Source organism: Xanthomonas sp. NCPPB 2933 (assembly GCF_056725225.1).
The window spans coordinates 2,488,707-2,501,893 of record NZ_CM161518.1; the positions used below are offsets into that span (position 1 = coordinate 2,488,707).

Genomic DNA, 13,187 nt, shown 5'->3' on the forward strand with positions numbered 1-13,187 from the left:
TGGCTTACGGTGCGCCGCCGGCCAACGCACCGGTGCTCAATGGGGCGCTGGGTGAGGAAGCGTGGGGCGATGTGGCGTTCGGCGAGGTGCCTTGATACGTCGGTGGAAACAGCGCATCCGGGCCCTTGCGGATGGTCTTCAGCGACAGCTTGATCGCGATGACCAGCAGCGTGGTGTACAGCGCGGTGAAGCCGACCAGGGTCAACACGATTTCGTACAGATCCAGGCCAGAGGCGGCGTAGAAGGTCGGCAGCACGCCTTCCACCGCCCACGGCTGGCGGCCGTATTCGGCCACGAACCAACCGCACTCGATCGCAATCCACGGCAGCGGCAAGGTCCACAGCGCCAGCGTCAGGAACCAGCGCTTGTCCTGGAAGTTGTGCTTGCAGGCAAACCAGAACGCGACGGCGAAGAACACGATCAGGTAGATGCCGATGGCGGCCATGATGCGGAAGGTCCAGAACAGCGGCAGCACGCGCGGTACGGTGTCCATGGCGGCCTGGGCGATCTGCTCCGGCGTGGCATTGCCGATATCGTCGCGATAACGCTTGAGCAGCAGGCCGTGGCCCAGATCCTGCCAATGCGCATCGAACACCTTGCGCGCTTCGGCATCGTCCTTGTTGGCGCGCACGCGCTCCAATGCACCGTAGGCGATCTGGCCGCCGCGGATGCGGTGCTCGGCGCGCCCCACCAGTTCCAGAATGCCGGGAATCGGCTCATCCAGCGAACGGGTGGCGATCAAGCCCATCAGATACGGGATCTTGATCGCGTAGTCGTTGCGATGGGTCTGCTGATTGGGAATGCCGAACGCGGTGAAGTCGGCCGGCGCGGCTTCTGTTTCCCACATCGCCTCGATCGCTGCCAATTTCATTTTCTGATGTTCGTTGGCGGCATAGCCGCTCTCATCGCCGAGCACCACCACCGACAGCGACGACAACAGCCCGAATGCCGCAGCCACCGCGAACGAGCGCCGCGCCATCTCCACATGGGTGCCGCGCAGCAGATAGAACGCGCTGATCGACATCACGAACACCGCACCCAGCACGTAGCCCGCGCTGACGGTATGCACGAACTTGGCCTGCGCCACCGGGTTGAACAGCACTGCCATGAAATCGACCACTTCCATGCGCATGGTGTCCGGGTTGAACACCGCGCCGGCCGGGTTCTGCATCCAGCCGTTGGCTATCAGGATCCACAGTGCCGAGAAGTTGCTGCCCAGCGCCACCAGCCAGGTGGTGACCAGATGCTGCACCTTGCTCAGGCGGTTCCAGCCGAGGAAGAACAGGCCCAGGAAGGTCGCTTCCAGAAAGAACGCCATCAGCCCTTCGATCGCCAGCGGCGCGCCGAAGATGTCGCCCACGTAATGGCTGTAGTACGACCAGTTCATGCCGAACTCGAACTCCATCACGATGCCGGTGCCCACGCCCATGGCGAAGTTGATGCCGAACAGCACGCCCCAGAACATGGTAATGCGCCGCCAGATCTGCTTGCCGGTCATCACATAGACGCTTTCCATAATGCCGAGCAGGAACGACAGGCCCATGGTCAGCGGCGGAAAGATGAAGTGGTACATCGCGGTGACTGCGAACTGCAGCCGCGACAGTTCAACAACTGTCGAGTCGATCATGGCGGGGTGGCCTGGTTGGGTGTCGATGAAGGAATGCAACCGATCATCTGCGCTTGCCGCGACACGCGCGTTGATTCAAATCAATGCCGTGGCGAGCGGGTGCGGCACAATGCGCGGCCCGTAGCGGGGAGTGGCGACTTACAATCGCTTGCAACACGATGTCTTCTTAGAGAGCGATGTGAGCCAGCCCAGCGTGCGAGCCAGCGAAACGCCAGCCCAGCGCCGCCAACGCGGCCAATGGCTGGATGCGCTCGCCGCACCGGCTGCGCGTGCGAAGCGGCTGGCCGGCGTTGCGGTCGCGCTGTCGGGCGTGCTGCTGCTGGCGCAAGCGGCGGCGATCGCCTGGTTGCTGCAGGCGGTGCTGGTGCAGCATCTGCCGCTGCTGCGCTTGCGTGATGTGGGCCTGGGATTGTTGGCTGTGCTGGTCGGACGTGCCTTGCTCAATGCCTGGGCGCAGTCGCTGACCGGTGAGGTGGCCGATGTGGCCAAGCGCGAACTGCGTGCCCGCATCGCGCGCCGCCTGGTGCAGCACGGGCCGGTGTGGTTGCGTCGGCAACGCAGCGGCGAACTGGGCGAGCTGAGCCTGGCGCACACCGATGCGCTGGAGGGCTATTTCGTTGGCTATCAACTGGCACGCACCGAGATGATGCTGGTGCCGCCGCTGATCCTGATCGCGGTGTTTTCGGTCGACTGGGTGGTGGGCTTGGTGTTGCTGCTGACTGCGCCACTGATCCCGTTCTTCATGATGCTGGTGGGTTGGGGTGCCGAAGCTGCGGGGCGCGAGCAACTCGGCGAGCTGGCACGGATGGGCGGGCATTTTGCCGATCGCCTCAAAGGCCTGGGCTTGCTACGTGTGTACGGGCGCGGCGAGGCCGAGTTGAGCGGCATTGCCGCCGCAGCCGAAGGCGTGCGCGAGCGCTCGCTCAAGGTGCTGCGCATCGCGTTTCTGTCGTCCACCGTGCTGGAATTCTTCGCCTCGGTGAGCGTGGCGATCGTGGCGCTGTACTTCGGCCTGAGTTATCTGGGCATGCTCGATCTGCACGGCTTGCCGACGCTGGGCGCGGGCATGTTCTGCCTGCTGCTGGCGCCGGAATTCTTTGCGCCGCTGCGGCGGCTGGCCGCGCATTACCACGACCGTGCCAATGCCCTGGCGGCGGTGGCCGAAGCCGAGCGCTTGCTGGAAGGATTCGCGCCGCCCGCAATCGCGCAAGCAGCCACGGTGCCGCCGCGTGCATTGGAACCGGCGCAGGCACATGCGCCATTGTTGCAGGCGCGTGGACTGGCGCTGCGTCCACCGGGCGCGCCACACATGGTGGTGGAGAATTTTTCGCTGATCTTGCAGCCCGGGCAGCGCGTGGCGGTGATCGGTGCAAGCGGCAGCGGCAAGAGCACCTTGCTGGAAGGCCTTGCCGGCTGGCTTGCGCCCGAGGCGGGCAGCGTGGTGTTGCGCCCGGGTGCGCGCATCGGCTATGCCACGCAGCGGCCGTATCTGTTTCACGGCAGCATCGCCGACAACCTGCGCCTGGCCGATCCACAGGCCAGCGACGCGCGGCTGCACGCGGTGGCCGACGCGGCGCAGGTACTGCGCTTTGCCGCTCAGCTGCCGGCCGGCCTGGACACGGTGATCGGCGAACGCGGGTTTGGGCTCTCCGGTGGCGAAGCGCGTCGTGTGGCCCTGGCACGGCTGTTGCTGCGCGAGCCGGGCCTGTTGCTGCTGGACGAGCCCACCGCCTTTCTCGACCCGGACACCGAAGCGGAGTTGCTGCGCACGCTGGGCGTGTTCGCACGCGGCCGCGCGGTGATCCTGGCCACGCACAGCCCAGCGGTGATGCGCTGGGCCGATACGGTGATCGATCTGCGCGGCGCCACTGTCGCAGTGGAGCTGCCATGAACAGCACGCCCCCCGATCGTCTGCGCGATGTGTTTCGCTTGCATGCCTGGCGCCTGCTGCTGTCCGCGCTGTTGGTGCTGGTCACCATGCTGGCGGGCGTTGGCTTGCTCGGTCTGTCCGGCAGTTTCCTGACCGCCGCCGCGTTGGCGGGTGTTGCCGGCATGGGCACGGGTTTCAATTTCTTCTCACCCTCGGCCGGCATTCGCGCGCTGACCTTTGCGCGCATCGTTTCGCGCTATGGCGAAAAATTGATCGGCCACGATGCCACCCTGCGTATTGCCCGCGATCTGCGCGTGTGGTTCTTCCGCCGTGCGTTGCCGCTTGCGCCAGGCCGGTTGTCGGCCACGCGTACCGGCGATCTGCTGGCGCGGCTGATGTCCGATATTGGCGAAGTCGATGGATTGAGCGTGCGTGCGCTGGCGCCGTTGACTGCGTTGCTCGGTATCTGGCTTGCCGGTGCGGGGGCAGCGGCGCTGATCTATCCGCCAGCTGCAGTGTTGCTGGTCGTGCTTGGTGTGGTCATCGGTGGCGTGGTGCCGTGGCAGGTGGCACGCGGCGGTGCGCAGCGCGAACAGCTGCGCGCGCAGCAACGCACCGCATTGCGGACGCAGGCCTTCGAAGGGCTGGAAGGTGCAGCCGATCTGACTGCTGTCGATGCGCAAGGTGCCTGGCTGCATCAGGTCGATGCAGCGGCGGCGGCCGTCGTCGATGGCGACCGCATTCAGCGCCGTCGCTTGATCGGCGGCAATCTGCTGCACGCCGTCTGTGGCGGCATCGGCCTGGCCGGTATGGTGTGGCTTGGGTTGAGTGCGGCAGAGCGCGGATTGATTGCGGCGGAAATGGCGGCCGGCTTGGTGTTTTTGACCATGGCGTTGCTGGAAGTGTGGGCCGGCGCCGGGCTCGCCTTGCAGGCGCTGCAGAGCGCACGCGTTGCGGCCAAACGCCTGCAGTCCATCGTCGATCAGGCGCCGTCGGTCGTCGATCCGCCGCACGCCACGGATGCGCCGCGCAGCGGCACGCTGCAGCTGCATCAGGTCAGCTTTGTGTGGCCGGGCAGCGTACGTCCGGTGTTGCAGGCGCTCGATCTGACGCTGGCGCCTGGAGAGCGTATCGCCATCAGCGGCGACAGCGGTAGCGGCAAGAGCACCTTGTCCGCGCTGCTGCTGCGCTTGTGGGACCCGCAAGCCGGGCAGGTGACCTACGCCGATATCGACCTGCGCCACTTCGCGCAGACGCAATGGCATCGACGCATCGCCTGGCTGCCGCAGAACGCCCCGGTCTTTGCCGGCACGGTGCGCGAAAATCTGCTGATTGGCGATGCCAGCGCCAGCGATGCCGCCATGTGGAGCGTGCTGGATCAGGTGCGGCTGCGCGAGTGGGCCACCGCGCAGAATGGGCTGGACACCTGGGTTGGCGAAAACGGTGCAACGCTCTCGGCCGGCCAGGCGCGCCGGCTGGCACTCGCACGCGCGCTGCTGCGCGATGCACCGATCCTGTTGCTGGACGAACCCACCGACGGCCTGGATGTGGATACCGCAGACGCGTTGTTGCTGGATCTATCTGCAGCGCTCGGCGAACGCAGCCTGGTGATGATCACCCACGACAGCGTGCCGGCCGGCGTGGTGCATCGGCGGTATCGGATGCGTGCGGGCGTGTTGGAACTGTTGCGCTGACGCGTTTCTTTCAATGCGCTAGCAGCGAATAGGTGGCGACCCATGCCCATGTCGTGCGGACGGGGGTTGCAGGTGTTCGCGTTGATTTCTTGCACGCACGCATTGCACGTGTGCGGCTCATTCCAGCAGCGCGTGTAATGCAGCCATCAGTGCAGACTGGCGTAATGCCAGAACCAACACGGCGACGTTCACCATGACGATGATCCAGAACCACGCCTGGAAGGCCGCCTTGCTGGATTTATGTCGGAACAGCCCCTGCGCCAACAATGCCCCCGGCCATCCACCGAGCAGCGCGATGATGTGCAAGGTCGTTTCCGGTGTGCGTTGCTGGCCGCGCTGTGCTGCGCTCTTGTCGCGCCGGTAGACGATCATCGCCACCACACTGGCGGCCGCGTACCACAGTGCCAGCAGCGCCGGCAGTCGACCTGCAACCACCATCGCCGCCATGCCGATCAGAAACAGCAGGGCCAGCGTCTTGCGCGGCAGGCCACCACGCTGCGGCAGGCCACGACGCCGTTGCGTGGTTCTGGAGATCAGCAAGCGTCCAGAAAGTTACGCACGGCCGGACCGAAGCGCGCGAAATCGACCAGGAAGGCGTCGTGGCCCTGTGGCGAATCCAGCCCGAGAAACTGGGCATTGGCGCCGCCGGCGCGTAAGCCTTCGGCGATTTGTTCCTGTTGCTGCACGGGAAACAGGATGTCGGTGTTGGCGCCGATCGCCAGCGCACGCGCGATGCGGATCTGCGCCAAGCCGGCCAGCACCGTGGCGTCGGTGGAGACGCCGGTATCGGGCTTGGCGGCGAGGTGTGAATTATCGACTTGCTGGCCATCGACTCCGGCGTCAATGACCGGTTTGTCGGCGACATATTCGGCCAGATCGAACCAGTCCATCGAGCGGCTCAGATACAGATAGCAATTGGGATCGAAGAAGCGCACGAAGCGGCGTGCGTGACCTTCCAGATAACTTTCGACCTGGAATTCCAGGCCGAACGGGTCGTCGGCAGCCTGCTCGGAATCCAATCGTACGCGACCAAACCTACCGTCCCATTCCAGCGCGGAGCGGTAGGTGATCACGCCGAGTTTGCGCGCCATACGCATGCCCGATTCGGGATAACGGGTGTCGTCGTAATGGCCGCCGTTCCAGTGTGGATCCAGACGGATGGCTTCGCGCTGCAGCGAGCGGATGGCGATCGAAAACGGCAGTGCCTGCGCGCTGCCGGAGATGTTGATGTGGCTGCGCGCAATGCCTTGGTGCCGCAGCAGCAACGCCAACGCGGTCATGCCGCCCATCGAGTTGCCGATCAGGCAGGCAAGTTGCTCGATGCCCAACGCACGCACGACATCGGCTGCAGCATCGGCCACATCTTCGATCGACAACTCCGGAAATGTCAGGCGATACAGCGCGCCGGTGGCGGGGTCGATCGAGGCGGGGCCGGTCGAGCCCTTGCAACTGCCCAAGGAATTGACGCACACCACGAACCAGCGCTCGGTATCGATTGGCTTGCCTGGTCCGAGCATCGCTTCCCACCAACCCGGTTCGGGGTTGGCTTGATTTGCCGCAGCATGCGCGTTCGGCGACAAACCGGTGACGATCAACACCGCATTGCTGCGATCGGCGGCCAGCGTGCCCCAGGTTTCGTAGGCGACGTGCGCCTGGTGCAGCGCGCCGCCACGCTTCATCGGAAACGGCGAGGGCAGGGCGTGGAAGCGCGTGCCGGGGGGAATGAATTCAGTCATGTCGCAATTCTATCTGCCATGGCGTGCGCCGGGTGCAGGATGGGAATGGGTTTGAGCCCTTGCGCTGCTTGATGTCAGCCTTCAGAGCGCTGATCTGCTTCTTGGCTGCAGGGTCCTTGCCCGCCCACCCTCGCGGGACACGCCGCAAGTACGTCCGTGTAGGCTCTTACGCGGCATCCATGCCGCGTAAGGTCCCGCGACGGTGGGCGGGCAAGGACCAGTCGAGATAGTCGGTGTGCATGGTGCAAGCGATGCATGACGTACTTCTAATGCGCTAGATTAATACGCTAGATCTCATGTGGTTGCAGCCCGTACTAGCAAGCCAATGCAATCCGCGAGATGACCCGCTTTTTACTTGGCTACCGACCAACGTCCTGGCGCGGTGTCCTTACCGCTTGCGGGACCGTGTGGCGGCATGGACGCGGCCACCGAGCCCTCATGGACGAGTTTACGGCGTGTCCCGCGAGCGGCGAGGGCATCGCACCCTCGACCAACGCGGCTTGGGACCATCCAGATGACGTTGGTAGCAGCTAACACAACGATGGCGCAGCCGTTACTCGGTGCGGCATGTGATAAGTGACACTCCGATCCCTCTGCGCCGTCCACATCGGCCTTACGACTGCGCGCTACGTTTTGTGGCCGCTCTTCGTCCATTGGCCCAAGCGTCGCAACGAAACGTGGCGAGCAATCATCGCCCGATCACCAACTCCACTGGCGCGTCGGCAGGCAGTGCCACCATCACTGGCGCGCTTTCCACATCGTCGGCCTGGCGCATTGCGTTGCCGCTGCGCGACAGTCGTGCCAGCACCTGCACTTTGTCAAGCGACGACAGCGTGCGCGTCGGCATCGGGCTGTCGCCATCGTCCAGGGTGATGGTCAACGGCAAGTCGCTGAGCGCGTGTTTTTCCACCGCCACCGGCATCGGGGTGTCTGCGGCACGCGCGATCACGAAGACGCTGGTATCGCCGGGCAAGCCGGCGCGTTTGGCGAATTCGGCATCCAGCGTCACGCGCACCTGGATGCGGTTGCCGCTGGCTGCAGCGGCGGGCGCAGCCGGCGCCTGGATCGGTTCCAGCTTGGCCTCGTCACGCGCGGCATTGATCTGTTCCAGCAGGCCGGGGCGCGTGTTGGCATCGACCACAGCGAGCAACGGCGTCCAGGTCTCGCTGGCCCTGGCCGGTTGACCGGCCTGGCGCTGCACCACACCGAGAAACCAGCGCGCGCGTTGATGGTCCGGTTGCACCGCCAGCGCGTGTTCGAGCAAGCGCATGGCCTCTGGGTCAGGGCGCCCGCTATCGTCGGCAAGCATGCGCGATTGCGCGGCAGCCACCAGCACGTCTGGCTCATCCGGGCGCAACGCAACCGCGCGCGCAAACGCATCACGCGCTTCGGCGAATTTCTGTTGGCTGGACAGTGAGCGCCCCAGCAATACCCAGCCTTCGGCCTGATCGGGATTGCTCGCCAGCGCCGCGCGTAGTTGCACGATGGCTTCGTCCAACGAGCGTGGTGTGGCCGGTCGATTGGCCGGCTGTTGAATCGCACTCGGCGTACCGACCAGCCAATACAAGGCCGCGCTCGCCACCAGCAACAACACTGCGACGCTGGCAGCCAGCCCGCGCGTCTGGCGCCACAGCGGCCGCAGCGCCACGGCGAACGCGAGCAAGGCCAGCACCACCACTGCAATGACGAAGCCAACCATCACCACTCCTGCTCATCGGCGGGCAGGGCGGGCGCAGCAACGCTGCGTCGGCGAACCACGAATACAACCGCGCCACCGCCTAGCAACAACACCAGCAGCGGGCCGAACCACAGCAGCCAGGTGCGCGATTCGACACGTGGGCGATACAGCACGAACTCGCCATAGCGCGCGACCAGAAACTGGCGGATCTGCGTATCGCTGCGGCCTTCGTGCATCAACGCCAACACTTCGCGGCGCAGGTCCTGCGCAATTTGCGCATTGGAGTCGGCCAGCGACTGGTTCTGGCATTGCACGCAACGCAATTCGGCAGTCAATGCGTGGAAGCGTGCTTCTTCTTCGGCAGAGGCGTAGCGCAGCGGCGCCGGGTCGCCGACCGGCTGGGCCAGTGCCAGCCAGGGCAACAACAGCAGCGTCAGCAGCCAGGCGCGCATCATCGGCTGGTGTGCAGGTCCGGTGCGGCGCTGGGCGAGCGTTCGATCTTGCTCAGCGCCGGAATCAGCTGCGTGTCGATGATGGATTGGGTGAGCATGCCGCTGTATTTCCAGCGCACCACGCCGCGCCCGTCGACCAGAAAGGTTTCCGGTGCCGCCGCGATACCGAAGTCGATCGCGGTACGGCCGTCTTTGTCGGCGACCACCAGCAGATACGGGTTGCCCAGTTGTTCGAGCCAGCGCAGCGCATCGGCTTGCTCGTCCTTCCAGTTGTAGCCGATCACGCGCACGCGCTTTGTCAGTGCGAAGCGGCTCAGCACCGGGTGTTCTTCGCGGCAGGCCGGGCACCAGCTGCCCCACACGTTGATAATGTAAGGGGCGCCGCGCAGCTCGCGTGCGTGGACCACGATGCTGGGGTCGTGCAGCAGCGACAGCGCGAACTCCGGCGCAGGCTTGCCGATCAGCGCCGAGGGCAGGGCATCGCGATCGTCCTGACCGGAGCGCACCACCGCGTAGACCAGCAGCGCTGCAAGTGCGAGCAGCAGCACGATGGCACCCACGAGTACGGCAGTGGGTAGGCGGGGCGAACGTGACTCAACCATCTTGGATCTCCGGAGAACGACGAAAACGCCGGTCGGCCGCGGTGACCAGGCCACCGAGCGCCATCAGCAGCGCCCCCAGCCAGATCCAGCGCACGAACGGTTTGAGGTGGACGCGCACCGCCCAGGCCTGATTGCCCAGCGGTTCGCCAAGGGCGACATACAGATCGCCAAATGGACCGGGGCGGATCGCCGCCTCGGTCAAGGTCTGCCCGCCGCTGGCGTAGCGGCGTTTTTCCGCATGCAGCAGGCCGACCGGCGCATCGTCCTTGAACACCTGCAGGTTGGCACGATCGGAGACGTAATTGGGGCCGCGCAATTCTTCGACGTGATCGAAGTGCAACGCGTAGCGGCCGATCTGCATCTGCGCACCGGGTGCCAAGGCGACCTCGCGTTGCAGGCTCAGCGATTCCACCAGCAGCGCACCGGCCAGGAACACCGCCATGCCCAGATGCGCCAGCACCATGCCGAGCATTTCGGCGGTGAATTTCCGTCCCTTGGCCGCGCGCCGCGTCCACAGGAATCGCAACGTGCCCAACAGCACCCACACCGCGCCGGCCACACCGATCGCCGCTTTCAGCTGACCCTGCGGGGCGGCGAACCATGCCAGCACGCCTGCGGCAACCGCCAGGCCCGCCCAGGGCGCCAGCATCGCCAACGGGCGCGAGGCCTGTTCGCGCTGCCAGCGGGTCAGCGGGCCGAACGGCAGCAGCGCCACCAGCGGCGCCATCAACACCAAAAACAGCGTGCCGAAGTAGGGCGGGCCCACCGACAACTTGCCCAGCCCAAGCGCGTCGGCCAGCAGCGGATACAGCGTGCCTAGCAGCACCATCGCGCAGGCGCAGGTGAGCAGCAGGTTATTCAACAGCAACAAGGTTTCGCGCGAGGTGCCGGCGAACGCGCGGCGCGGGTCATCCACCAGCGACAAGCGCGGTGCGCGAATCGCGTACAGCACCAGCGAACCACCCACCACTGCCAGCAGGAACACCAGAATAAACAGCCCGCGCGAGGGATCGGCCGCGAACGAATGCACGCTGGTCAGCACGCCCGAGCGCACCAAAAACGTACCCAACAGCGACAATGAAAATGCAGCAATCGCCAGCAATAACGTCCAGCTGGCGAAGTTGCCGCGCTTTTCGGTGACCGCCTGCGAATGCAGCAACGCAGTGCCCACCAGCCACGGCATGAAACTGGCGTTTTCCACCGGGTCCCAGAACCACCAACCGCCCCAGCCCAGTTCGTAATACGCCCACCAGCTGCCCAGCGCGATGCCGACGGTGAGCATCGACCAGGCCACATTGGTCCATGGCCGCGTCCAGCGCAGCCAGCGTGCATCCATCCGGCCTTCCAGCAGCGCGGCGATGGCGAAGGCGAACGGCACTGCAAAGCCGACGTAGCCGCAATACAGCATCGGCGGATGGATGATCAGGCCTGGGTCCTGCAGCAACGGATTGAGGTCGGCGCCTTCCAGCGGTACCGGGAACAACCGCGCAAACGGATTGGAGGTGAACAGCAAAAACGCCAGGAACCCAATACTCACCAGCGCCATCACCCCGAGCACGCGCGCGATGACATGTTCGGGTAGCTGCCGCGACCACAGCGCCACCGCACCGGTCCACAACGCCAGCACCAGCGTCCACAGCAGCAGTGAGCCCTCGTGCGCGCCCCATACTGCCGAATAGCGATACATCACAGGCAACAAACTGTTGGAATTCTCGGCGACGTAGCGCACCGAAAAATCCTGCACCAGGAATGCATGCGTCAGCAGCACGAATGCTGCGGCGATCAGGCCCAGTTGCACCAGCGCGGCCGGCCGCGCGACCGCCATCCAGCTGCTGCGCCCACGCTGCGCACCGGCCAGCGGCAGTGCGGCCTGCACCAACGCCACCAGCAACGCCAGAATCAGCAGAAAGGTGCCGAGCTCAGGCAGCATGGGGTCGGTGCGTTGGTGAGCATGCAGTGGGGCAACGAATGCAAGCGCAATGCAGAGGCATCATCCATGCAGCGTTTGCAAAAGCCACCCCATGCACGGCGACGTTGTCAGCCACACAGCGACCGCGCAGGCTATCGCCCTGCAGGAAAGCGAACGTCCTGACGGATTCCATCAACGCAGCCCTCCAGCCTGGTCCGCCGCCGCCGGCACATCGTGCTTGCGATGCGCACTGCCCATCTTGTCGGCGACTTCCTTCGGCATATAGGTCTCGTCGTGCTTGGCCAGAATATCTTCAGCCACGAACACGCCTTGCTGCATGCGACCGGTGGCCACCACCGCCTGCCCCTCGCGGAACAGGTCCGGCAGGATGCGGTCGTAGCGCACTGCCAGCTGTGCATCGCCGTCGGTGACGCGGAACTGCGCTTCCAGCGAGCCGGAGGCGCGATTGAACGAGCCTTTTTCCACCATGCCGCCGAGCCGGAAGCGCGCGTGGTCGCCGGCGTCGCCACGCAGCACTTCCGACGGTGTGTACAGATAGGCCACATTGCGCTGCAGCGCCATCGCCACCAGCGTGGTCGCCAGCCCGCCGGCCAGCACCAGCGCGATCACCAGCCACATCCGGCGGCGGCGTTGCGGGTTCACCGGATCAGCTCCGCATCGGTGGGCACCGCCGCGCGCTTGCGCTCGCGCAGACGCCGCGCCTGCGCAATCTTCAAGGCGCGGCGCACCTGCCAGCGGCCGGCGATCAGGTCCCACAGCAGTACCAGCACGAACACCGCGTAGGCGGCGATGACGTAGGGCAGGTAGCTCATGCCGCGCCCTCCGGGGCATCGCGCACGATCCAGGCCTTGCCGGCCTCGCGGCGCAGGTTGTCGGCGCGCGCACGCGTCAGCAGCGACCCGGCGAACCAGAACTTGGTGCCGATCACCATCAGCCACAGCGGCAGCAACATGCTCGCATCGATGGTCGAGGGGCCGAGCAGGCGAATGCTCTGGCCTTGATGCAGCGAGTTCCACCACACCACCGAATAGCGGATCACCGGCAGCAGCGCCACGCCGACAATCGCCAGCAACGCGGCCGCGCGCGCGGCCTGACGTCGGTCGTCGATGGCGTGATACAGGCCGATCACGCCCAGATACAGAAACAGCAGGATCAACTCGGTGGTCAGGCGCGGGTCCCAATCCCACCAGGCGCCCCACATCGGCTTGCCCCAGATGCTGCCGGTGAGCAGGGTGATCACGGTGAACGCAGCGCCGATCGGCGCGCAGGCCATCGCCAGGATTTCGCAGATCTTGATGCGCCAGATCAGCGCAATCGCCGCATACAGCGCCATCAGCCCGAACACGAACAGGCTCATCCACGCGCTGGGCACGTGGATGTAGAGAATGCGGAAGCTATCGCCCTGCTGGTAATCGGCCGGCACCGCGAACAAGGCCTGCCAGATGCCCACGCCCAGCAGCACCGCGGCCAGCGCATAGCACCACGGCGCCCAGCGCGCAGTGAAACGGTCGAAGATCGGGGGGGAGGCGAGTTGGTGGAACCAGTGGACGACGACGTTCATACGATGGCAGTAGCCCTTGGAATGGCATTAGCTCTCG

The 13,187-nt window shown here is 65.4% G+C and carries 12 protein-coding genes and 1 other RNA gene; 3 read left to right on the forward strand and 10 right to left on the reverse strand.

The genetic code is table 11. From position 1 onward, the window contains the following. Positions 1–4 precede the first annotated feature (4 nt). Positions 5–1,627, reverse strand: coding sequence for a cytochrome ubiquinol oxidase subunit I (locus AC1PLU_RS10225; RefSeq protein WP_481093359.1), 1,623 nt, complete (start codon positions 1,625–1,627; stop codon positions 5–7). A 148-nt stretch (positions 1,628–1,775) separates the two neighbouring features. On the opposite strand from AC1PLU_RS10225, the gene cydD reads away from it, so the two are divergent. Together cydD and cydC are read left to right on the forward strand one after the other, a co-directional pair. Beyond that, the gene (gene cydD / locus AC1PLU_RS10230) at positions 1,776–3,518 is read left to right on the forward strand and encodes a thiol reductant ABC exporter subunit CydD (RefSeq protein ID WP_481093454.1); all 1,743 of its coding nucleotides are present in this window, start codon (positions 1,776–1,778) and stop codon (positions 3,516–3,518) included. After that, positions 3,515–5,191: a thiol reductant ABC exporter subunit CydC gene (gene cydC, locus AC1PLU_RS10235; protein WP_481093358.1), complete on the forward strand. Its 1,677-nt coding sequence runs from the start codon at positions 3,515–3,517 to the stop codon at positions 5,189–5,191. Before cydD ends, cydC begins: the two co-directional genes overlap by 4 nt. Before the next feature lie 117 nt (positions 5,192–5,308). Here the strand turns inward: cydC and AC1PLU_RS10240 are convergent, their stop codons facing one another. Together AC1PLU_RS10240 and metX are read right to left on the reverse strand one after the other, a co-directional pair. Then, positions 5,309–5,731: a DUF1294 domain-containing protein gene (locus AC1PLU_RS10240; RefSeq protein ID WP_481093357.1), complete on the reverse strand. Its 423-nt coding sequence runs from the start codon at positions 5,729–5,731 to the stop codon at positions 5,309–5,311. Then, positions 5,725–6,927 (reverse strand): homoserine O-acetyltransferase MetX, encoded by a 1,203-nt coding sequence (metX, locus tag AC1PLU_RS10245; protein ID WP_481093356.1) that lies wholly within the window; start codon positions 6,925–6,927, stop codon positions 5,725–5,727. Before metX ends, AC1PLU_RS10240 begins: the two co-directional genes overlap by 7 nt. Before the next feature lie 567 nt (positions 6,928–7,494). On the opposite strand from metX, the gene AC1PLU_RS10250 reads away from it, so the two are divergent. Beyond that, positions 7,495–7,568, forward strand: a non-coding RNA gene (locus AC1PLU_RS10250) — sX9 sRNA. A 47-nt stretch (positions 7,569–7,615) separates the two neighbouring features. On the opposite strand, the gene AC1PLU_RS10255 is transcribed toward AC1PLU_RS10250, so the two are convergent. The 7 genes from AC1PLU_RS10255 to ccmC form a co-directional block, all read right to left on the reverse strand. Further along, positions 7,616–8,626, reverse strand: coding sequence for a tetratricopeptide repeat protein (locus AC1PLU_RS10255; protein WP_481093355.1), 1,011 nt, complete (start codon positions 8,624–8,626; stop codon positions 7,616–7,618). After that, on the reverse strand, positions 8,626–9,060 hold the full coding sequence (locus tag AC1PLU_RS10260) for a cytochrome c-type biogenesis protein (protein WP_023904170.1): 435 nt from the start codon (positions 9,058–9,060) through the stop codon (positions 8,626–8,628). Before AC1PLU_RS10260 ends, AC1PLU_RS10255 begins: the two co-directional genes overlap by 1 nt. Further along, on the reverse strand, positions 9,057–9,659 hold the full coding sequence (locus AC1PLU_RS10265; protein ID WP_481108369.1) for a DsbE family thiol:disulfide interchange protein: 603 nt from the start codon (positions 9,657–9,659) through the stop codon (positions 9,057–9,059). Before AC1PLU_RS10265 ends, AC1PLU_RS10260 begins: the two co-directional genes overlap by 4 nt. Beyond that, complete coding sequence (locus AC1PLU_RS10270; RefSeq protein ID WP_481108370.1) at positions 9,652–11,589, reverse strand: heme lyase CcmF/NrfE family subunit; 1,938 nt, start codon at positions 11,587–11,589, stop codon at positions 9,652–9,654. Before AC1PLU_RS10270 ends, AC1PLU_RS10265 begins: the two co-directional genes overlap by 8 nt. 171 nt (positions 11,590–11,760) lie before the next feature. Then, positions 11,761–12,231: a cytochrome c maturation protein CcmE gene (ccmE, locus tag AC1PLU_RS10275; RefSeq protein WP_481108371.1), complete on the reverse strand. Its 471-nt coding sequence runs from the start codon at positions 12,229–12,231 to the stop codon at positions 11,761–11,763. Continuing rightward, entirely contained in the window at positions 12,228–12,401 is a 174-nt protein-coding gene (locus tag AC1PLU_RS10280; RefSeq protein ID WP_023904167.1) for a heme exporter protein CcmD, read from the reverse strand. Before AC1PLU_RS10280 ends, ccmE begins: the two co-directional genes overlap by 4 nt. After that, a complete protein-coding gene (gene ccmC, locus AC1PLU_RS10285) occupies positions 12,398–13,150 on the reverse strand; it encodes a heme ABC transporter permease CcmC (protein ID WP_055826273.1) in 753 nt (250 codons plus the stop codon). Before ccmC ends, AC1PLU_RS10280 begins: the two co-directional genes overlap by 4 nt. Positions 13,151–13,187 lie beyond the last annotated feature (37 nt).